We start from the raw sequence: 22103 nt of genomic DNA on the forward strand, positions 1-22103 counted from the left end.
AGGGCGCGAGGACAGGAAGACGGAGTGCCCCGCCCGGAGGACATCAACGCGGGATACTGGAGGGAACTGACCGTTCCGAAAGGCATAATCGCCCGCTCCCCTGAATGCGGGCAATGAGTCACCAGTTGCCGGACGTGCAGGCGACGTCGCCGGACGTCACCGTCGGCCTGAGTCAGGTCGGCGTCACCGGCGTCGAAAAGCTCGTCAAGATCGCTCGCGAGGACAAGCGCCCGATCGTCCTCACCGCCGAGTTCGAGGTCTTCGTCGACCTCCCCGCCTGGCGCAAGGGTGCGGACATGAGCCGCAATATGGAGGTTATCGACGAAATCCTGGAGGATGCCACCCGCGAGGAGGCCTACCAGGTCGAGGAGGTCTGCGGCGAGGCCGCTGAACGCCTGCTCGAGAAACACGAGTACACGTCGAAGGCCGAAGTTTCGATGGAAGCCGAGTTCATGCGCCGCGAGCAGACGCCGGCGAGCGACCGCGAGACCCAACACACCGTCGATATCGTCGCCTCGGCGACGGCGACGGACGAGGGAACGCGCGAGAAGATCGGTGCGACGGTGACGGGAATGACTGTCTGTCCGTGCTCGCAGGGAATGTCGGCCGCACGCGCGAAACAGACACTCGAGGACCTGGGCGTCGAGGAGGAGACGATCACGGAGTTCCTGGAGGAGGTGCCACAGCCGGGCCACTCCCAGCGCGGACACGCGACCCTCGCCGTCGAGTCGGGCGGCGATCCCGCGGTCGACCTGAACGACGTCATCGACATCGCGCGGGATTCGATGAGCGCGCGGATCTACAACCTGGCCAAACGGCCGGACGAGGATCACATGACCTACGCGGCCCACGCGGACGCGAAGTTCGTCGAGGACTGCGTGCGCTCGATGGCCGAGGGCGTCGTCTCCGAGTTCAGCCATCTGCCGGACGATGCGGTCCTCACAATGAAACAGTCGAACGACGAGTCGATCCACCAGCACAACGCACACGCCGAGCGAGTCGTCGAGATGCAAACTCTGCGCGAGGAAGTCAACGGCAACGGCTCCGAGTAGGGCGGTTAGAACGTCAACGGCTCGGCGTCGTCCCACCGCGGGGCGAACTCGTCGTGGACGTTCGCCGCGAACTCGGGGTCTTTGAGGTCGATCATGCCGAACGCATCGCCGGAGGAGAGCGGATTTGGAACCTGGATGCAGACTTCGGTGTCGTCGATGAGATTGAACGAGCCGGTCACTTCTGCGCTCGTCCGAACGTCGAAATCGTCCCGTGCCTGGAGCGTCGTTCGATAGCGCTCGCCGACGTTTTTCGAGAGCGCATCGACGAGCCGTCGCGTCATCAGTAGATCGACGGAGACGCCTCGATCGAGTGCGTCCTCGAGTTTCGCGAGCACGTTGTCGCCGACGGTCTGGGCGTCCCGTTCGGGGACGGGATCCGCGGCGACCATGACGATGTGCCGGTCGGCGGCTGCGAGTCGCTCCATGAGGAGGTCAACCGTCTCCTCGGGACCGACGGCGGCGGTCCAGAACTGTTCCTCGACGGGATCTGCCGCGTCGAGTTCATCGGAGAGGTCGTCGACGATTGACTCGTACTGGTCCGCTTTCTCCGCGAGTTCGCGTTTCTTGTCGTCGAGTAGGCGGTCGAGTGCGGTCGACGGTTCGACGGCGACGTACTTCTTGGGCCGGCTCGCGGTCTGGGTTCGCACGAGGTTGTACTGCTCGATGCTGTTTAGCACGTCGTAGATGCGCCCCATCGGCACGTCGCTGGCGCGTGACAACTCCTTGGCTGTTGTCGGTCCGGTGTTCAACAGCGCTCGATACGCTCGCGCTTCGTACTCCGAAAGCCCGAGATCCCTGAGGCTGGCCATGATCTGTGCAATCAACCGAAGAAACATAAACGCTGTGGTGGTTTGCTCGCAGGCCAAACACTCGCGTTTCAGTCCCGAGCGCTACTCGAGAACGGACTGGACGGCCTCGCTCAACTCCGTCGGAGTTTCGGCGGTGGCCGATTCGCGCTCCCCGAGTTCGACGCGAGCGGTGCCGTCCGGGAGGCTCTCGTAGCCATCGACGGCGGCCGCGCCGGGAACGACGACCTTCTCGTGGTCCGCGAGCCGAAGCGCGGCCCGGTGCAGGTCCGAGCCGACGTCGTCGGCGACGGCGATCACGAGCGGCCCCTCCAGCAGTCGGGACACGGCCGTCGCGTACTGGGCGACCTGGACGCCGAATCGGTCGCTCGCCCCGGCGAACGCTTCGAGCGTCTCCCGGGCGAACTCGCGGTACTCGTTCTCGCCGGTGAGCACCGCGAGTTCGAGGAGCGCCTCGGCGAGGGCGACATTTGAGTCGAGCGGGCGGAGTTGGCGTTCGAGCAGCCCCGCGCCGGCCGCCGGCCCGTCGACGAACGAGTCGTCGTCGTGAAGGCGGTCGATCGTCGCGTCGGCGACTGCCCTCGCGGTCGAGAGAACGGCGGGATCGAGCGTGCTCGCGGCCGTCGTCAGCGCCGACAAGGTTCGCGCCTGATTCGCGAGCAGCGGCGCGGCTGTGGTTCCATCGACGGTTTCGGGGTGCGCGTGGGCGACGATTCCCCGATCCTCGTCCGTCCCCTCGGCCGCACCGACCAGGTCCGTTCGGAGCGTTGCGAGCGCGCGCTCTGCGTATCTGCGGGCGCGCTCGTCGTCGGTGTAGGCGGCGTACGTGAGCAGCCCCTCGATCGCGAGCGCGTTCGGCCCCGCGAGGACGACCTCGTCGACCGGCGGCGCGTCGGCCGCCTCGCGGTCGGTCGGATCGAGTCCGTGTGCCTCGGTTTCGCCGGGCGCTTGGCTGTTCGCGAAGGCGTCGACGTCGTCGTTCCAGAGCGTCGTCGTCAGAAACTCGATCGTGCGCGTAGCCGGCGTGCGATACTCGTCTTTGCCCGTGTGAAGATAGGCGTTCGCGAACGCGCGCACGAGCGCGCCGTTCGAATCGAGGAGCTTCTCGTGCTGAAGGCCGGACCAATCCCGCTCCGTCGCAAAGCGGTAAAAGCCCCCGTCGTACTCGTCGAACAGGTTCGCACTCACCGCGTCGAACGAGCGCAGCGCCATCTCCCGGTCGCGCTTGAGGCTGAACTCGAGCGCGTCGGGGAGCGGAAATTTCGGGTTGTCGCCCCAGCCGCCGGCGGTCTCGTCGTAGGTTTCGGTGAGCTGACCGAGCATCGCCGACTCGATGTCGCCCGTGAGCGCGCCGGCGGGCGGGTTGTCCTCGCGGAGCGGCCGGGGGATGCGACCGGCACCGCTGCCCTTCGTGTCCCACATCGTCCGGACGCTGTCTAACACCTGGCGCATTCCGTCGGGACCGAGGTAGCCCGCGCCGGTCAGCACCGATCCGTCGGGCGCGAGAAAGACTGTCGAGGGGAAGCCGCCCATATTGTACCGATCACGCACGCGCGGGCGTCGGTCGACATCGACGCGAACGGGGACGAAACTGTCGTTGACGTTCGCCGCGATTCGCGGCTCCGCGTAGGTCTGTGCGTCCATTTCGTGGCAGTGATCACACCATGTCGCGGTGAGAGAGAGTAAGACAGGTCGGTCCGCCGTCGCTGCTTCGTCGAAGGCGTCCTGGCCCCACTCGCGCCACTCGACACGCGTTTCGTCGCCGCTGCCCATACCGATTCCCATACCGAAGGGTGGCCAGTGACGGGCGTAAGCCCTTCGTTGTCCCAGGACCCCTATCGAGTGCTGTTGTGAGAGTAAAGGGTTTTCATGCTTCGATGGCTATATTGGGGTATGCTCCGGTGGATCTTCGCACTGTTGCTCATCCCGTTTCTCGACGCCGTGCTCCTCGCCGTCGTCGTCAGCCAGACGAGCTACATCGGCTGGATCGGTATGGTCCTCCTCGTCGTCCTTACGGGTCTCGTAGGGATGCTCCTCGTTCGCGCCGAGGGCCGGCGAACGCTCCGAAAGATGCAACGCTCGCTGGCCCGGGGTGAGCCTCCGACGAATCAACTACTCGACGGTGGGCTCCTGATCGCCGCCGGCGCGTTCTTGCTTACGCCCGGGCTCGTCACGGACCTCATCGGGTTCCTCATCGCGGTCCCGATCACCCGAATCCCGATCCGGGCGGCTCTCAAGCGATACGTGATCGTCCCCTACGCGGACAAGAAGACCGGCGGCCTTGCAAGCGGGTCCGTCTGGACGTTTGGCTTCCCGAACGGCGATCCGGAGAGCACAGCCGGCTCCGGTACGGGCACGAACGCCGACACTGGCACGTACGATCTGGGTGCGGACGATTACACCGTTAACACCGGCACTGACAACCAGGATTCGTACAGTATCGACCTCGGCGGCAGCGACGAGTCCACGGAGAACTCGGACGACGAGGACGATGACCGTCGCTATGCGCGGTAGCCCGTCCCACAGGACGAACGGAAAGAAACGCTTAAACATCCCACCGAGCAACTAACGAGTGCAGTCGCGGGCCAATAGCTCAATTAGGTTGAGCGCCACTCTGATAAGGTGGAGGCTCTCGGTTCAAATCCGAGTTGGCCCATCCTTTTGCGGCACGTTACTCCACAAGCTACTGCGATAGAACCGCTCTTGGACGAGTCGTTCCGCGAGCGGAAGCGTTCACCGGAGTTCAACTCGCCGAAAGCCGACCGTAGTCGCCCAGGCCACTACCCGAACAGCAACAGCTGACACATGTCCCTTGTTCTGCCCACTGAGTGATTGCATCGTCCCGGCTCCATCCGAGTTCAGCTCCCCGTCCCGGAATACGCTGCTTCGCCGAGTGAACTCGTACGTAACAACCCGATTGGATCACTGTCCGTGGGAGTCTCTCAATCGCTGGGCAGTTATGAACGAATACAGACCATTTTTCATATATACCACTAATATGGTATATGGTGTGAGGATACTTTTCACGATGGCACATTATCTTATTTGCCGGCATTTCGGCAGGAAACTGTCTTCAGGGCATCTTTGGAACCGATATCGGGACCACAATAAGAAAACAGTTATCTTGGACGGATCTGCTTATATTGGGCTAAAACCCCCGCTTAGCGGTGTACCTGTCTGATCGGATCAGATACTGTTGTTCTATATATGTTTAAATACAAGATACTATGTGTATATTATACAGGGGCTATCGGAACTCCTCTTTCACAGTCCAATAGCGACCCGGAGGGCGAGACGTGAGACCTTCAGGCAAGATTGCCGATGACGATCCCTTCCGCTCTGAGGACGACACCGACATCACCGTTATCGCGGTCGAAAACCTCCTCGTGAGACGTGATGTCGTCGACGCCGGCTCCGACCTTGAACTGGTCCGTGTCGGGGAGCGAGCCGAGAACGCGCCGCTCCTCGGGCTGTAACTCGAAATCCTCTAAGAACACGGTGTCGGTTGCCGTTTGACAGCGAACGCGGACCGTCGCAGCCCGCGGGAGATCGTTTCGGACAATCAGCGTCCCGGCGCTGAGGCCGATCGCTCGTTTGGCGGTCGCGAGCAGCAGCGCCAGATCGGTCGTCCGAACTCGCGTCGCGAGCGAGTTCACCTCCGTCTGCAGAATCCCGGGGACGGCTGCCGGCTCTGGCGGGAAATTCTCCGGATCGTGGCGGTAGAGGAGCGCGACGGCGACGAGTGCGAACACCACGAGGAGTCCGAGAAGGCCGAACCCCAGGAATTGCCACGGAATCCCGCCGCCTGAAGCCGCCGTGCTCGGCGAACCGTCCGATCCCGAATCGGTTCCTCCAGCAACTGACTCGTTCCCGCCTGTCCCGTCGGTATCCGGATCGCTACCGCCAACGTCGACGCCGACGCCGACGAGCGTGTCCGCGCGGTCGTCGTCGGTTTCGACCGCGAAGTCGTGTGCGCCGATCTCCGCCGGTGCATCGATCGTCGTCGAGACGGTCTCAGACTCCCATGGCTCGAGCGTCACCCGATCGACGTGAACGAGTTCACCGTCGAGGCTGAACTCGACGTACTGGTCGCCCGGTTCGGTGCCGGTGTTGTTGATATCGGCGGCAAGCGTCAGTTCTCGGCTGGATTCGTTCGTGTAGTCGCCGGTCAGGTTTCGCGGCTCGTATCGTGAGGTTTTGGCGCGGACCATCGCGTTCCGCGTCGCTTCGTCGTCGTCGCTGAGAATCGCGACTTCGACCAGGGGAACGTCGTCCGAACGGGTTCGATAGGTGAATCGTTCGGTCGTTCGCTCGCCGACTTCGAGCGAGACGTTCTTTCGGTCGCGGACGTGTCTGGTCGTCCGATCCGGATCGTCGGCCCCGCGATCGATGCGCAACCGGATGTCCTGCTCCCCGGCGATGTCGCCGGTGTTTTCGATGCCGACCGTGGCAACGAGCGTTTGGGTTTCGTTAACGGGACCATTGACATCGAGAAGTTCGACATCGAAGCCGCTCCCGTTAATCCGTGGTCTGGTCGTATCGCCCGTTCCGGGTGTCTTCAATTCGGCATCGACCCGCGGCGCATCTCCCTGCTCCGTTTCGTAGGTAAACCGCTCCGTGACGGTTTCGTCGCCGTTCAGTTCGACGGTTCGATTGTCGACCAGTTCGCCGTCGATGTAGAACTCGATCGGATACTCCTGTGGGTCGTTCGGGATACGATCGGAGCGGTCATACTCGATTTCGGCCTCGAGTTCGAGCGTCTCGCCCTCGTCCGGCCGGTTCCGATCGGCAAACTGCGCCTGGACGTTTTCTTCGTGTGTCGCCTGTCCGATGACCTCCGCGACGACTCTCGCCTTGTCGTCGGGTTCGCCGTCGAGACCGCTCCGTATAGTTGCCTCGACCGACGGCGAATCCGCTTCGCTCGTCTCGTAGGTGAACGTCTCGACCGCTTGTCCACCCGGCTCCATCGATACCGGTTTCGTCGTGACGTGTGTGCCATCGATTCTGAACTCGATCAGGAACTCCTGTTCTCCCTGTGGATAATTACCGTGACGGTTGATCTCGGCGGTGACCTCGAGTTCGTCGCCGGCGGCGGTGTTTCGCGTCCAGTCGGTAATAGTAACGGTGGCCTTCGATTCGTGGATCGTCACGTCGGTCGAGTCGGCGTTCCCATCGTAGTCGACCTCTACGAGGGCCCGCGTCGCCTCGTGATCGTCGCGTTCGGTTTCGTATTCGAAGGTGTGAGTGGTCGACTCGCCGCCATCTAACTCGATGGACTCGTTCAGTGTTGCAAACGTTTCGTCACCGTCCGTAAGCGTGAAGTCGAGGTCTCTTGTCGCGGTACCGTACTCCGTATTGGTGATTTCGACTGTCACCTCGAGGGGTTCGCCTTCGCCGGGACTGTTCGTGTCGACGATTTCCGGGACGAAATTCGTCTCATCGTAGGCGGTATACTCGACCGGAGTACCATCGTCGGTTTTGACAGTCGTTTCGCCTTCGACCGTCTGGACGATTCCGCCGTCGGTCACCTCGAGCGTATCGTTTAGCACCTCCCCGTCAGTGACCACCAGATCGGGATCGTTTTCGGCGACTCGAACCGTATTGTTCCCGACGACGATTTCGTCCCCGGTTTCGGTTTCGACAGCGCCATCGACGACGACGAGTTCTTCGCCGCCTGCGGTGACGACCGGATCAGACGGCATCGACTCCGCAGCGCTCCCGGTCACGACGTGATCGTCGGCGAATCGCACGACGATCTTGTCATCGTACTTACTGGTGTCGGAAGCGGACGTACTGAGACTCGCGGACGCAGACGGGGCGAGTGAATCGGCGGTGGGATCGGCGACCGCACCGGCAGCCATCCCATCGGTGAGCAAACCCGCGGTCCCGAGCGACAGAACCACGAGTACCACGACGAACAAGCGACTCCCGCGCCAAATAGACCGGTGGCGATTTTCGGCGGTCGAACTCGTCGCAGAAACGGTTGTCGGAGCAGCCGATCGGCTACTTGCTCGAATCGATCGTTCCGTCCGACTCCCCGCTACCGTTTCCGCCGACTCTCCACCGGTTACCCTTTCCTTCCGTGACATAGTTTTCCAGTCTTCGTCGTCCCCGATCCAGGTCGAGACTCTCGTTGCCGACCAGTAGGAAATCCACTCATATCATATTGCCGGCCCATTCGGGGTGTGGCGGAGGGCCGACCGTCGGTTCACCACCGATTCGCTCCCGAACGGCCGACGAATTTTTCACCCGTTGGTGTGACGAGTTCGTAACGATGCCACGATATCCTGGGGGGACAGCTGCCTGCGGTGACGGAGGCAACCGGGACTGTCTGGAGGCTGAATTGACGACCGAGTCGGGTGACGAGGGTACCGAGAGTGAAACGGACGAGCGGAACGCCGGACGAACTCGTCGAGCAGCCCTGGCTGCGTTCGGAACCGCTTCAGTCGGGCTGACGGCGGGCTGTCTGGGGACGATCAAACAGTTCGGCAGCAGTCGCGTCCCCGTCGATCCGACCGATCCCGGCGATGATCCGGAGGCGACACCGGGCGAGTTCTACTTTTTGCTCGAGGAGAACGATATTACCGTTGCTGACCTCTATCACGATACGGACGACAACGATCTGGTTCTGTTCTACGAATCGGACGCGACGACTGCGACCGAGTCCGACGACGAAATCGCGATGATCTATCGCGTGTTCAGCGAGGGGCTGATCGACCGCGGGTCCGACGTAAACCATCTCTATACGGAAGTGACCGATCCCTTCGATGGACAGGTCGAGGGTTGGGCCGTCAACTCTCAGTGGGCCGAAGAGCATTTAGCGGGAGAGGCCTCGGATGTCGAACTCTGGAACGCAATCGCGCGGACGAAGCAGTACGGAGACGACGCCGAGACCGACTCCGGGACCGGAGCGAACGAATCCGAAACGGCGACTGACGATGGGACAGCCGCTGATGACGATGCCGGCGATGGCACTGCAGACGGTGAAAACAGCACCGACGACACTGATACTGACACCAGCGAGACAGGCCTGAACGAATCAGACAGTACGGCGGAATCTAGCAATGGTAATGGCAACGAGAGTGACGAGTGACATGCTCGAGAATCAATGCCACCGGGGCGGCTACTGTCACACAGGGACGACCTTGCGCTTCCGTCGCCCCGACGCAGGCAGGTGATCTCGCAGCCATGACGTTATTCGAACTCGAACGCAACGCGGATTTCGAACAACTCATCCGACATCTCGAGGCGAGTTCAAATCCGGACATTCGTCGGCGGGCCGCCGAGATTCTCGGCAGTCTCGAGGCGAGCGCCGACGCGGAACCGCTCCAGGGGAATCCGCGCTCGCCGCGCGAGGAGGTGATCAACGCGCTCGTCACGGCATCACAGGACGACGAAAACGACGAGGTTCGGGCCGCAGCCATCGACGCGCTGGACCAGTACGGCCAGGACGCCCTCGAAGAGTTCATCGGCGATCTCTCGGGGCAGGATCTCGAGGACCTGGCCGAGTGGAAGAAAGCGAAGGTTCTGGCTCGCGGGCTGACCGCCGATCAGCCGGAGCTCCGGATGGCCGCCGCGACCGGCCTCGGTCGCATCGGCGAGGACAACGTCGTCAGCGCGTTGGTCGATCGGATCTCCGATCCTGACTCTCGCGTGCGAACGCGCGTCGCCCGCGCCCTCGGACGCATCGAATCCCCAGAAAGCGTCCCCGCCCTTTCCGAGCGATTCCACGAGGATCAGTACTCCGTCCGCATCGAAATCGCGTACGCGCTGGCCGACATCGGCACCGACAATGCGCTCCGCGAACTCGTCGACGTGGCCGACGCCGAGGACGAAGTGCTCCGGCGCATCGCCGTCGACGCCCTCGGGCGTCTCGGCAGCGTCGAGGCCGTCGAAGTCCTCGCGAACGCCCTGAGCGACGAGGCGGACACCGTCCGTCGAACCGCGATGTTCTCGCTCGTCCAACTCCTCTCCGAGGCACCCGCCAACGCGAGCCACCAGATCCGCGAGAAAATCGTCGGTGAACTCGAGGCGGCGGACGAGGACGAGGTCGTCGAGCCGCTGATCGAGATTCTGGATCGAAGTACGGAGACCGCCCAGCGGCGCAACGCGGCCTGGCTGCTCGGGCGCGTCGCGAACGACTCCTCGACGGCGGCCGCACAGGACGCCCTGGTCGAAACCATGGGCGACGACGACGAAATGACCTCGAAGTTCGCCGCCACGAGTCTGTCGCTGCTCGACAGCGACGGGTTGGAACAGCGACTGCTCGAACTCGTCGAGGACGACCTTCGCGACGAGGAACTACGGGTCAAGGCGCTGTTCGTCCTGGGGAAGATCGGCGGCGACACCTCTCGGAACCGACTCTCGAGTTTCGTCGAGCGAACCGATAGTGACCGACTGCGCAAGCGGGGGTTCTCCGCGCTGTCGAAACTCGGCGGCGTCGGGACAGTCACTGGTGACCCAGCATGAGTAAGGGCGAACAGAAACTCGCAGACGTCACCGGCAAGTTCACGCAAGTCGTCCGCGAGGGACGCAAACTCTCGGACACGAACTGGTCGAACGGCCGGCTCGTCCTTTCGAACAAGCGACTGGTGATCGTCAGCAACAGCGGTAAAGAGACGATTCCACTCTCGAAGATCCAATCGATTCGCGGCCGGTACGACGTCAATCAGACCGTTGCGAAGGTCTCCGACTACATCAGCATCAACTATGGGCCGAACGTCTATCTCATCTCGATGGACGCGGTCAACGAGTTCGAACTGCAGATCCAGAAGGCGATTCTGGACGGCGAGATCGTGCTCGTGAAGCATCCGGCGGTGAAAGGCGGCGTGGTCCAGGATTCCTCGTGGCGAAAGGCCCGCGTGAAGATCAACGAGGGTGTCGCAAACTTCGCGATCGAAAGCGGCGAGTTCGTCCAGATCGAGGTCGACGATGTCGGGACGGTCGAGAGCGACGAACGCACGGTTCGATCCCAGGAACGGCCGGTGATCGAGGCCGAGCACACGGAGGACGGCTCGAGCGTGCAGACGTACCTTTCGGGCTCCAGCCAGAACTGCGCGATGTTGAAATCCGTCCTGGACCGCGGCGCGGAGAAAAACGCCTCACAGATCGATCTCTCCGGCAAGGAAGAAGAGGTGCTGATGGCGATCTACTCGGGCGTCTCGCCGTTCGAGGTCCCGGAGTTTCTGGATATCGATACGGACGAAGTCGAGGAAATCTACGAGCGCCTGATCGAGTTGCAGGTGTTAGAGGAGGTCCGCGTGCGACGCGAGGTTGCCCTGAAGCCGCGCGGACGCAATATCGCGAGCGAAGCGATGAACAACAAGTGACGGCGGACGACACATGACGACTCGCCCACAGCCACTCACGTCCTCCTGATTGGCACCGCTTCAACTCGACGAACCCACTCGCATACCCGTATTCGATTATGAATCAGAACTCGCTCCCACAACCACCCCGCGCTACCGCGCGTACACGCCGATCAGTCGCTCTTGAGATAACTCACGTCTCGCTCTAACTCGTACCCTCGCGGCACGCCAACGTTCTCCAGACACTCGTCACAGAGCGGCTTTGCATACGTCCGATTGTTTGACTTCCCGAGAATATTCGCATTGTCGAGTAACACAAGTTCATCACAGCGGCTACACTCGATTTTATCGCCGTCCACGATATTCATGCGCTGAACTCGTCGGACCGGAAAGATAAGTGTCCCGGCCGATGGAACGGAGCTGGCCCACCACGAACGGATCGGCCACCAGATTTAATTATGTGATGGCAGATTCGGCCATCAGGTTTAAGATATACATCTATCGGCAGTTAGAGTTAAGAGTGTCAAATTTGGCAAGTAGACTTAATAACAATCAGTCTGAATCAGGCTGTACTGCCCGGCAGTGCCGGGTGTGACTACTACAATGTTCGAAACAGACAACGACCACGACCGTGGTCAGGTGGGGATTGGTACCCTTATCGTGTTCATCGCGATGGTGCTGGTCGCTGCGATCGCCGCGGGCGTGCTGATCAACACGGCTGGCATGCTGCAGACGCAGGCAGAAGCTACCGGGGAGGAATCGACGGATCAAGTGAGCGACCGCCTCGAGATAGTGAGTGCGTCGGGTAACGTTTCCGACGCGAGTGATAACAATAACATCACTGAACTCAACTTCGTCATGGCGATGGCGGCCGGCTCCGATCCGATCGACCTGAACAAGACGACTGCGCAATTCATCGGCTCAGAGGGTGAAGAGACCTTCACAACCGATAACGGTAGCGGGGTTGAAATTAAAAATATCCAGGGTGTTGACGGGGCACCTGACGAAGCGGTACTGACGGAAACGAGCGACCGCGTCGAAGTGATCGTTTCCCTCAACGAGGTATATAGCACGCTGGAAGAGGGCGATCAACTGTCGGTGATCTTCACGACGGACGCCGGTGCGACGACCGAGATGGAGATCCGCGTTCCGACCACGATTACTGACGAGGATAGCTCGGTGAAACTGTAACCATGTTCGATAACGAAACAACGGAGAGAGGTCAGGTTGGTATCGGGACGCTCATCGTGTTCATCGCGATGGTGCTTGTCGCTGCGATCGCTGCAGGCGTGCTGATCAACACGGCCGGTATGCTCCAGACGCAGGCCGAAGCGACGGGCGAAGAGAGTACGGATCTGGTTTCCGAACGCGTCGATATCACCAGCGAAGTCGGTATCGTTGAGGACGCCGGTTCAGACGATCCCACAAACATCACGTCCGTTAACCTGACGGTGACCGGTGCAGCCGGTTCCGACGAGATCGATCTCAACGAGACGATCATTCAAGCCGTCGGACCCAACGGACAGGAGAACCTCGTCATGCCGAAGATCGACGACACCGACGGGACGTATCTCAACTCCACCGAGTCGGGTAACGCTACGGAACTGAACTCGGGACACTTCGCCGTGATCGACGACAACAACAACTACGTCGCATCCGATCAGGCCGTCCTCGGTGACGACGACAACGATTACACGATCATCCTCAATCCGGAGGTCGAACCGTTCGGAAGCACGGCGGAACCGTTCGGACAGGGTGACGAGTCGTCGCTCAGTATCGTTTCGCCGTCCGGTGCGACGACCGAAGTCGAACTGCGCGCACCCGATCTCTTCACCGATAGCGGTGAAGCAGTCCGACTCTAAATCGGTCTCACCGATCTACCGCTTTTTACCGGTTTTTCAACGCTGATCTTGTAGCGTCTCTTGTCGGATTGCTCTTGCTCCAAGAACGAGTTCATCGGCGAGTGACCGCTGGCGCTGGCAAACGCGTCGGCGATCGGCTGCTCTTATCGCACGACGAACTGGCCAGAGGGCTTTTAAGAATCTGAAACGTCACGATGACTTAATGGGGTTCAGTACGAGTGGCGCAGTGCTGGTGATACTGGTAGGGTTTCTCCTTGCCATTAGCGCCATCGTACCGACCGTTTTCAGCGTCGGTGCGGAGACTGGTGCGGCGTTTGCGGCCCAGAATGATCAGTTTCGCGAGCAACAGAATACGGCGATCGCGATCGAATCGTTCGAGTACACCGATGGAACGAACGAGACGGATGCGGTCGTGAACGTCACTAACAACGGCGCAGCGTCACTGTCCGTTACGATGACGGATGTCGTGGTCAACGGGCAGTTCTATCCGACACAGGGTGTCGACGAGGAAACGACGGTTCTCGCTGGGAGCACCGAGCGCAATCGGAGTGACGTGTGGCTTCCTGGGACACATCTCGAAATCGAAATCGTCGATGACCGGATCGACGACGAGATCGGGCTTACCGGAAACGAGAGCGAAGATAGCGTTCGGATAACGACGAAACGCGGCGTCGCCGATTCGGCTGCGATCACGACCTGAGAGGACAAATGGAGGACGAACACTAAATGGCGAGCGTTTCAGCGACACACCTGATCATGTTCATCGGCAGTCTCGTGATCGCCTCGGCGGTTGCGGGAACCGTCGTCATGGAGGTCGGCGAGGTGAGCGACTCGATCGAAATGCGCGGAGGAACGGTTTCCGACGAGATCGAAACTGACATCGCGATCATCAGCGACGAGTCACAGCCGGACGCGATGGTCGAGAACGACACGACGAGCGACGGGTACAACGTGAGCGTCCTGGTGAAAAACGTCGGGAGCAAGGACGTACCGGCTGATCCGAGCGCCGTTGACGCGCTCGTCGATGGAACCTACTCGACGGTGACGGCCGTCGAGCGAGTCGATGCCGACACCAATACCTGGAACCCGGGCGGCGTCGTCGAGGTTACGATTTCGACAGCCGACGTGAGCGGCGATACGGAAGTCGTCGTGCTCGTCAACGACGACGAAGACACGATTACGTTCTACTGGGAGGATGACGCATGACACTACTGCTATTCAGCGAACTCGGTGGCGGTGACGAACCGGACCCGGACGAAGACGAGGATGACCTTCTCGGGAGCGATGATGGACTGATCGGAGACGACCTCGGCTTCGACGGCGACGACAGCGACGGCTCCGACGACACCGAATTCACCTATCGTCTCGACGAAATCGAAAAGGAGGTCGACTCGCTCGAAAATCAGGTCGAGACTGTCCGCGGCGAAAACGAACAGATCAGCGAGTCCATCACGACCGTCGAGCAGAACGTCGACAAACTCGTCGAGATGTACGAAATCGTCACCCAGGGGATCAACCCCTTCGTCGGCGATCAGGAACTCGGCAACGCCTTCGAAACCGCCGCCGGTCAGGGCGGCGTGTTCGGCGGCGAAGACGACCCCGCCGACGATATCGACGACGACATCATCAACTCCGAGGCGGAAGACTTTCTCGACGACGACCTCGATGACGACCCCGACGACGATCTCGACGGCGACACTGACGACGAGTTCAGTGACGGCTTCGAAGACCTCGACGAGGAGGCGGACGAAGACGAGTTCGGCGAGACGCTCGACGCGCAAGCGGATTTCGAGGACGATCTCGAACTCGATGCTGGCGATGCGGACATCGAATCGGAGTCACCTGCCGATCTCGAGTCGGAGGCAGACACTGCGCCCGTCGCCGACGACAGTGACGAGGAGGAAACGACATCCGAGACGGCGTTTGATTCCGATGCGGAGGAAGCGGCGGACACGGACGGAACCGCTGGCGATACCGCTGTCACCGAAGCCGACCCTATTCTCGAAGGTACCAACGGCGAGGTCGGCGACCTCCCCTATCTGGTTCGCCATCCTGCGAGAAACGATGCTGAACTCGCAACGCTCGAATGGGTGCAGTTCCTCGTGAACGCGGCCGGGATCACCGGGGCGGCGCAGACGATCGCCTACTACGAGTCGGTCGAGTGGATTTCGACGCCGGTTGCAACGTACTTGCACACACTCTTGAACGGGTTTGGCGATGGGTCCGGCGACGAGGGCACTGCGCCGACGCCACCCGAGTACGACGACCTGGAGCCGAAATCGGTGCTGAGTAACGCGGAACACAAACGCAGCCTCCAGTACATTGCGGGGATAGCGACGCCGGAGGCAACGCCGCCATCGGGTGAACTCGGGCGGGAGGAGTGAGCTCGGTCTCCAGGCGCTACTCGTTCTCTCGAGAGTTTTGCAGCCGTCATCGCACACCAGCCAGAAGTTTTGTATGACGAGCAGCAGTAGGTGCGAGTACGACAACTGCCGGTCCTCGGCCGTCACCGGCCGGTGAGTGGCGAGGGTTGTGCCGGACGGCCACTCTGGAGCGGCAATCGGAATCGGAATCACGCACATGGGTATTGCGGACAACACAGCGGCGATAAACGACCTCAGCAGGTCCATCATTCAGGCGTACGACGAGATGGATCTCCCGGCACGGCTGTACGTGCCCGGCGTCTTGCTGCCGGCATTTTTGTTCTTTCTCGCGACGATCGGTATCGCCGTCGTTCTCGACGCCTTTCTCCTCGTCAAACTCCTGATTCCGGTCCTCGGCCTGCTCATCTTCTTCGCTGCGATCGGCTATCCCAGACTGGCTGTCGACCAGCGCCGCATCGAGATGGAGAATCGGTTTCACCTGTTCGTCATCCACATGACCATCCTCTCGACGACGAACATCGACCGGATGGAGGTCCTGCGCCAACTCGCACGCGAAGAGGAGTACGGTGAACTCGCAGACGAGATTCAGCGCATCGTCGACCTCGTCGATGTCTGGCATCTGAGTCTCGGCGATGCGTGTCGCCGTCGGGCGAAAGCCGTGCCGAGCGAATCCGTCGCCGATCTGCTCGAACGGATGGCCTACACCCTCGGTGCCGGCCAGGAACTCGGCGAGTTCCTCCACCAGGAACAGGATGTTCTCGTCGAGAAGTACTCGACGGTCTACAAGCAGTCACTCGGAAATCTGGACGTGTTGAAGGACCTCTATCTCTCGTTGATCATCTCGATGACGTTCGCACTCGTGTTCGCGATCGTTCTGCCGCTGTTGACCGGAAACGATCCGACGCTGACGACGAGCATCGTGATCGTCCTGTTCGTGTTCATCCAGGTCGGGTTCTTCTTCGTGATCCGTGCCGTCGTGCCCGACGACCCGATCTGGTACCTCGAGGACGGGTATCGAACTGCGACGAAGAAACGGATCCTCGGATCGACCGTGGTCGGACTCGGTCTGAGCGGTCTCCTCATCGTCGGTATGGTCGCGCTGCTTTTCGATCTCGTCCCGGGCGCGAGCACGGTTCCGATCCACGCGCTTCCGTCGCTGCTTTACATGCCGATCGCGACGCTTCCGCTCTTGATTCCCGGCACGGTCTTCTGGTACGAGGAGCGGCAGGTTTTCGATCGGGATCGGGCGTTTCCGAACTTTATCCGGGCGCTGGGGACGAGCGAGAGTGCAAAACAGAGCACGACCACCGAGGTGCTCGCGACGCTCCGGACGCAGGATTTCGGGCCGCTTACCGAGAACATCGACGACCTCTATCGCCGATTGAACATGCGCCTGAGCACCGAGAAATCCTGGCGGTACTTTACCGGCGACGCGAATACGTTCTTGATCCAGAAGTTCAGCGAGATGTACCTGATCGGCCGGGAGATGGGCGGCGGACCGAAGCGACTCGGCGAACTCATCAGCTCGAATATGAGCGCGATCATCAACCTGCGCGAGGAGCGAAAGCAACAGACGACGACGTTGGTCGGCGTCATCTACGGGATCACGGCCGCCTCGGCGTTCGCGTTCTTCATGGGTCTCGAGTTGGCGCTCATGCTGTCGAGTTTCAACATTGACCTGGAGGGACAGGTTGCAGGCGGCTCGCTCGTCCACACCGACCAGTATAACGTGCCTATTCTCCGGTATCTGATCGTCCTCGTCCTGATCTTCAACGCGTTCATTTCGTCGCTCGTCCTTCGCGTCGCCGACGGCGGCCACTTCGGGAACTCCTACATTCACTTCGCGGTACTGCTCTGGATCGGTTCGATCACGGGGACGCTTACGGAACGACTGGTCGACGTGCTGATTTCCGTCGATCTCTGATCGAGACCGTCGCCTCCCCGTCGGTCTCGGGCCGCCGCTGCCGGCCGAAAGACAATTCATGGTTCCGCCGAAACGACGACCCAGACGGGAAGATGACGGACGACCACCTTCGATTTTCGTCGGCCAACCGCGGTATCGAATCAATACAGAGCGGACTGTTGCTCTTTGGATTCTCGATTCTGTTGTCCCTGTTTATGGGTGCAGTTATCTTTCTGAACGGTGGCTAGAACGAAAGAGGGAGCTTCGAGGATGGAGACACCCGGACCGGTGAGACGAACTGTCGAGATCGGTCCCGGAGACGACGGCTCTACGCAACGGCGTCTCGATCCGTCGTTACTCGAGTTCAGCGATGAACTCGCTGATCGTCGCCGACTCGTCTAGCCCGTTGTTTACGGCGGCCTCTCGAACTTGCGAGGGTGTTATTGCGGGTGAGAACTCGGATTTTGAGAGCAGTAACGATGCTGTTTGCATCGTGGGAGTTTTGCGCGCGACGTGCTGTGCATACCAGAGGACGAGGTTGTCGAAGGTTCCGACGACGTCGTCCGACGCCGTTCGGTGGCGAACTGTATCGGTGCCGAACTGTGCAACGATGTCGACTGCGAGTCGAGCGTCGCTTCGTTCGAGTTCACCGGCGAGGATTGAGCGGGCGTGTTCGGGGCTGGGTGGGTGTTGTGGATGTTGTGGATGTTGTGGGTGGTGCTGTGGCTGTGATGGGGGTTGTGATTGTGGCTGTGACTGCGACTGCGGTTGACGTTGTGGTTGTGTGTCGGTGTGCTGCTGGCCTGCTTTTTGGGTTTGGTTTTGCTGTCGTTGTTGTTCTTGCTCTTGCTCTCGGGTGGGCTGTGATGGGTGGGTTTGCGGTTGCCCCTGCCCCTGCCCCTGTTCGTGCGACTGTGAGTGCGCTTGGGTCTGCGGGCTGTCTTGGTTGGACGTTGGTCGAGACGACTGTTCTGTGACGTCGGGCGGGGAGTGGTCGGCTGAGACGACGTAGCGACTGTCGGAGACTTCGGCGACGTAGGGGCTGTCGGTAAAGTCGAGGTCTTCGGGGGAAAGCGCGCCGCCGCCTTTGGTTCCCGATGGTTGTTCGCCGGGGAGGACGGGCGGAACGTCTGCGTTTTCCTTCGGGTCCGGTGTGTCACCCTCGTTACTATCTGTCATGGAACGATCGATACTGGGTGTACCACGTCAACGAAAAAGAAACCTTTGTTCGGGTTGAAACGTGTGAGAACGGAGTTCAGCGAGACGAGTTCAGCACGTTCAGCGGGTGGTGATGAGTGGGTGTGGCCGCGTGAGAGGAGTGGGAAGCGAGTACAGGAGCAGGGACAGCGCCTGTCCGGGGAGTGGTGCGGTCGTCTCGGCTGTCGGATCGGCCACAATTACTTAATACGTAGGTTGTTATAGTTTCCTTGAATGACGACTTGGTGCCACCGTGAGCGGCGAGCCGATCGCCGAGTGCAACTCGGCGGCTGGCAGCAGGTGGCGAGGAGAGCGCGGACGAACGACGCTAGCGGAACGGGTTCACCATGGTACTCTCGATAATCGGAAATATACTCGGAGACGGCGACGACCGCTCGGGCTCCGGGAACGGCGGTGATGACCTGGTTGGTGGTGACCTCGCCGGTAGTATGAGTGACGACGAGTTGATGCCCGGGACGCGAACGGACGAGAGCGTTGGCGAGAGCAGTGGCGGCAGCGGTGGCGGTGGTGAGGGAGGCGGCGACGGTGACCTCTTTGACGACGCCGATCTCGGTGACGGTGGAGACGAGTTCCTCGACGACGAGTCGATGTCGCTCGACGAGATGGGCGAAATGGGTGACATGGACGAGATGGGGGACATGGGCGAGATGGACGCCATGGACAGTGGTGGCGGCGGTGTCTCGAGCGAGATCGAATCCCGTGTCGAGGAGATGGAAAACAACGTTGGGTCGCTGTCGTCGACGGTAAATACGGTTCAAAGCGAGAACGAGAAGATCAGCGAGTCGCTCGACGATATCGAGGAGAACATCCGCAAGTTGCTCGAGGTGTACGAGATGGTCACCCAGGGGGTAAACCCCTTCGTCGAGGGCGATTCGCTGACGGATTCGATGACCGCCGGCCCCGGTGGCGGTGCCCCCGGAAGCGGCGACTTCGGCGGCGAGAGCCTTTTCGACAGTTCCGGCGATGAGGTGGAAGACGAGGCGATCGATGACGACATCGCGAGTGCCGAAGCCGACGAGTTCCTCGACGAGAGCATCATCGACGACGAGGATGGGGCCGACTTCGAGGAAGACGGCGATCTGGAGGACGATCTGAGTATGGATTCAGCAGAAGACGACGATTCGGATTTGGACGGTGAGACGGGCGGTGACGGGGATCTCTCGTTCGACGAGTTGAAATCCGAGTACGAGTCGGGCGACGCAAACTGGGAGGAAGAGGCTGGGGCCGGCGAGGAGACGGCTGACGAAGACAACGGGTCCCCGGCGCTTGAAATGGACGAGACCGAGCCTCCGCTGGAACCTGAATCCGATCCCGAGACCGGTGCCGACGACCTCGGATTCGACGAGGGGGAAGCGGCGGCGGACGCGGAAACGACGGAGTCTGCGGATGACTCAGCGATCGAGGCTGCGGACGGTCCGATCGAGGAGGCAGATGGCGCGTCTCAAAACGCGGCGGCCGACACCGTCGCTCCGTGGGACGACGGCGGCCGGCCGTATCTGGAGACGATTCCCTCCGAGTACGACACCGAGTTCGTCGTGATGGACTGGCTCGAGTATCTCGTCGACGAACTCGGCCTCAACGGCGCGGCCCGGACGCTCCGGTTTTACAGCTCGATTCACTGGGTGAGCGGGTCGGTCGAATCGCACCTCCAGACGGTGTTGAACGGGTTCGGCGGCGGGCCGGATATCGGCGATCCGGACCCCCACTCCTCGCTCGGCGTCGATCACAAGCGTAGCCTGTGGTGGATCAGCCAGATCGCGACGCCGGAAAAGAAACGGCGACCGTTCGACGAGTGGGTCGACGCGGAGGGAATTGCGGTCCAACAGGCGATGGCCGCCGCCGAACAACACCAGCCCGAATCGACGGGAACGGACGAAGGGCCAGCAGACGAAACCGTCGCAGTTGAAGACGCACCAACCGACGCTCCACCAGCGGATACAGAAGGTGACACAGCAGTTGCGGGCGCAGACGAGGAACTAGCGTTCGATGAGGAGGCTGACGTGGCTTCCTCCGAGAGCGAGGTGGCCGGAGTCGAACTCGACGCCGATGTCGATAGCGATGGCGACACTGCCACCGAAGCAACCGACGACGCCACTGCCGACGAGAGCGACGATCTCGAACTCGAGTTCACCACGGACGAACCGCTCGATCCGGGTGCGGGCACCGATCCGTTCGGTGAGGGCGGAGACGACGTCGCCGATGAGGCGACGGGGCCACTGACTGACGAACCGTCCCGCGCCCGCGAGCGGTCGGACGAACCCGATCAGGAAGACCGTGCAGACGCGGCCGCTCTCGAGACCAACGATGCGCAGAAGATCTTCATCGAAGAGGCCGAGGACTCCGCGGACTCCACGGAGTCCGTAGAGACCGGCGGGGCCGAGCCGTCCGTCGGCACCGAGTCGATGACCCACTCACCGTCGGACGGGCAGCGAACGGAACTCGCCGAACCCGAGGTGACCGACGGCGGGCAGATGATCTGGGTCGATTCCGATGTCGTGCTGTCGGCGTCCGGTGCGCGACTGTGTGACACCCGCGGAAACGCCGGACGGGTCACTGACACTGGCGGACGATCCGAGCGGGCCCAACCCGCAAAGCCCCTCGTCTCCGACGAGCCGGCAGATCTCGATGGCTGGCAGGTAGAGCGCATCAAACTCCTGCTTGCGCCGGAGGATCTCGAGCACGACCGGCCTCGCGATCGTGATCGCGACCGTACGCACAGCCGCACCCGTGATGACCGCGTGTCCGACACCGAACGCACCACCGACGACCACACCCAGCAGTAAGGAGACGTGACGACGATGAGTCAGTTCAAAAATATCTTCTCACTCGGCTTAGACGACCGCGACCGACTGAACAAGGAACTCGGTGGCGGCATCCCGACCGGGAGTATCGTACTGATGGAAGGCGACTACGGTGCCGGCAAGAGCGCCATCTCACAGCGGTTCACCTACGGGCTCTGCGAGACCGGCAAGTCGGTCACCTTTCTCTCGACCGAACTCGAGGTCAAAGGCTTCGTCGAGCAGATGGACTCGCTGAACTACAACGTGGAGGAACACCTCCTCTTCGAGAACTTGTTGTTCCTCCACGGCGACTTAGACAGCGGCGGCGTCCTCTCCTCGACGGAGGAAGAACAGACGCGCCAGGATCTACTGACCGATCTGATGGACGAGGACACCCTCTGGTCCGCGGACGTCATCATCATCGACACCTTCGACGCCATCCTGCGCAACGATCCGAAGTTCGAGGCGCTGGTCAGACAAAACGAGGAGCGACAGGCTGCCCTCGAGATCATCTCGTTCCTGCGAGACGTGATCTCCCAGGGCAAGATCGTCGTGCTGACCGTCGACCCCTCGACCGTCGGCGAGGAAGCGATCGGTCCGTTCCGATCCATCGCCGACGTCTTCATCGAACTCGAGATGATCGAGGTCGGCAACGACATCCGCCGGCAGCTGTTCATCAAGCGCTTTGCGGGCATGGGCGAACAGGTCGGCGACCGGATCGGGTACTCGGTTCGGTCGGGGACGGGGATCGTGATCGAGAACCGGAGTGTTGCCTAGAGGGTGACGGTCG

18 protein-coding genes and 1 tRNA gene are annotated in these 22103 nt (G+C 61.3%); 14 read left to right on the forward strand and 5 right to left on the reverse strand.

Annotated features, from left to right (window positions below; all coding sequences use genetic code 11):
• The first annotated feature begins 113 nt into the window (after nucleotides 1-113).
• Nucleotides 114-1052 carry a GTP cyclohydrolase MptA gene (gene mptA, locus SM755_RS00115; RefSeq protein WP_006664786.1) on the forward strand — a complete coding sequence of 313 codons (939 nt, stop codon included), beginning with the start codon at nucleotides 114-116 and terminating at the stop codon, nucleotides 1050-1052.
• A 5-nt stretch (nucleotides 1053-1057) separates the two neighbouring features.
• Here the strand turns inward: mptA and SM755_RS00120 are convergent, their stop codons facing one another.
• Nucleotides 1058-1861 (reverse strand): TrmB family transcriptional regulator, encoded by an 804-nt coding sequence (locus SM755_RS00120; protein WP_006664785.1) that lies wholly within the window; start codon nucleotides 1859-1861, stop codon nucleotides 1058-1060.
• Between the two features lie 81 nt (nucleotides 1862-1942).
• Nucleotides 1943-3643, reverse strand: a complete 1701-nt coding sequence (locus tag SM755_RS00125) for a DUF255 domain-containing protein (protein WP_323170923.1) — start codon at nucleotides 3641-3643, stop codon at nucleotides 1943-1945.
• 108 nt (nucleotides 3644-3751) lie between these two features.
• Here SM755_RS00125 and SM755_RS00130 point away from each other — a divergent pair, with 108 nt between their 5' ends.
• Together SM755_RS00130 and SM755_RS00135 are read left to right on the forward strand one after the other, a co-directional pair.
• A complete protein-coding gene (locus tag SM755_RS00130) occupies nucleotides 3752-4372 on the forward strand; it encodes an FxsA family protein (protein ID WP_006664783.1) in 621 nt (206 codons plus the stop codon).
• A gap of 68 nt (nucleotides 4373-4440) precedes the next feature.
• A tRNA-Ile gene (locus SM755_RS00135) sits at nucleotides 4441-4514 on the forward strand.
• A 649-nt stretch (nucleotides 4515-5163) separates the two neighbouring features.
• Here the strand turns inward: SM755_RS00135 and SM755_RS00140 are convergent.
• A complete protein-coding gene (locus SM755_RS00140; protein ID WP_323170924.1) occupies nucleotides 5164-7770 on the reverse strand; it encodes a hypothetical protein in 2607 nt (868 codons plus the stop codon).
• Nucleotides 7771-8132: 362 nt separating this feature from the next.
• Here SM755_RS00140 and SM755_RS00145 point away from each other — a divergent pair, with 362 nt between their 5' ends.
• The 3 genes from SM755_RS00145 (at nucleotide 8133) to SM755_RS00155 (ending at nucleotide 11187) form a co-directional block, all read left to right on the forward strand.
• On the forward strand, nucleotides 8133-8951 hold the full coding sequence (locus tag SM755_RS00145) for a hypothetical protein (RefSeq protein ID WP_323170925.1): 819 nt from the start codon (nucleotides 8133-8135) through the stop codon (nucleotides 8949-8951).
• A 95-nt stretch (nucleotides 8952-9046) separates the two neighbouring features.
• The gene (locus tag SM755_RS00150) at nucleotides 9047-10327 is read left to right on the forward strand and encodes a HEAT repeat domain-containing protein (RefSeq protein WP_323170926.1); all 1281 of its coding nucleotides are present in this window, start codon (nucleotides 9047-9049) and stop codon (nucleotides 10325-10327) included.
• Complete coding sequence (locus SM755_RS00155) at nucleotides 10324-11187, forward strand: CheF family chemotaxis protein (RefSeq protein WP_323170927.1); 864 nt, start codon at nucleotides 10324-10326, stop codon at nucleotides 11185-11187. Before SM755_RS00150 ends, SM755_RS00155 begins: the two co-directional genes overlap by 4 nt.
• A gap of 152 nt (nucleotides 11188-11339) precedes the next feature.
• Here SM755_RS00155 and SM755_RS00160 read toward each other — a convergent pair whose 3' ends face one another.
• Entirely contained in the window at nucleotides 11340-11534 is a 195-nt protein-coding gene (locus SM755_RS00160; protein ID WP_323170928.1) for a hypothetical protein, read from the reverse strand.
• A 235-nt stretch (nucleotides 11535-11769) separates the two neighbouring features.
• Between SM755_RS00160 and SM755_RS00165 the strand changes: the two genes are divergently transcribed.
• From SM755_RS00165 to flaJ, 6 genes are all read left to right on the forward strand, one after another.
• Nucleotides 11770-12357, forward strand: a complete 588-nt coding sequence (locus SM755_RS00165; RefSeq protein ID WP_006664776.1) for an archaellin/type IV pilin N-terminal domain-containing protein — start codon at nucleotides 11770-11772, stop codon at nucleotides 12355-12357.
• Between the two features lie 2 nt (nucleotides 12358-12359).
• Nucleotides 12360-13028 carry an archaellin/type IV pilin N-terminal domain-containing protein gene (locus SM755_RS00170; RefSeq protein ID WP_006826473.1) on the forward strand — a complete coding sequence of 223 codons (669 nt, stop codon included), beginning with the start codon at nucleotides 12360-12362 and terminating at the stop codon, nucleotides 13026-13028.
• Nucleotides 13029-13230: 202 nt separating this feature from the next.
• Complete coding sequence (locus tag SM755_RS00175) at nucleotides 13231-13728, forward strand: flagellin (RefSeq protein ID WP_323170929.1); 498 nt, start codon at nucleotides 13231-13233, stop codon at nucleotides 13726-13728.
• 26 nt (nucleotides 13729-13754) lie between these two features.
• Nucleotides 13755-14234: a flagellin gene (locus tag SM755_RS00180; protein ID WP_323170930.1), complete on the forward strand. Its 480-nt coding sequence runs from the start codon at nucleotides 13755-13757 to the stop codon at nucleotides 14232-14234.
• Nucleotides 14231-15412 carry a FlaD/FlaE family flagellar protein gene (locus SM755_RS00185; RefSeq protein WP_323170931.1) on the forward strand — a complete coding sequence of 394 codons (1182 nt, stop codon included), beginning with the start codon at nucleotides 14231-14233 and terminating at the stop codon, nucleotides 15410-15412. Before SM755_RS00180 ends, SM755_RS00185 begins: the two co-directional genes overlap by 4 nt.
• A gap of 196 nt (nucleotides 15413-15608) precedes the next feature.
• A complete protein-coding gene (gene flaJ / locus SM755_RS00190) occupies nucleotides 15609-17336 on the forward strand; it encodes an archaellar assembly protein FlaJ (RefSeq protein WP_323170932.1) in 1728 nt (575 codons plus the stop codon).
• A gap of 333 nt (nucleotides 17337-17669) precedes the next feature.
• On the opposite strand, the gene SM755_RS00195 is transcribed toward flaJ, so the two are convergent.
• Complete coding sequence (locus tag SM755_RS00195) at nucleotides 17670-18494, reverse strand: flagella cluster protein (protein WP_323170933.1); 825 nt, start codon at nucleotides 18492-18494, stop codon at nucleotides 17670-17672.
• Nucleotides 18495-18859: 365 nt separating this feature from the next.
• Here SM755_RS00195 and SM755_RS00200 point away from each other — a divergent pair, with 365 nt between their 5' ends.
• Entirely contained in the window at nucleotides 18860-21316 is a 2457-nt protein-coding gene (locus SM755_RS00200) for a FlaD/FlaE family flagellar protein (protein WP_323170934.1), read from the forward strand.
• A 15-nt stretch (nucleotides 21317-21331) separates the two neighbouring features.
• A complete protein-coding gene (locus SM755_RS00205) occupies nucleotides 21332-22090 on the forward strand; it encodes an ATPase domain-containing protein (protein WP_006110327.1) in 759 nt (252 codons plus the stop codon).
• Nucleotides 22091-22103 lie beyond the last annotated feature (13 nt).

It is taken from the genome of Natrialba sp. PRR66 (assembly GCF_034808065.1).
GTDB lineage: Archaea > Halobacteriota > Halobacteria > Halobacteriales > Natrialbaceae > Natrialba > Natrialba aegyptia.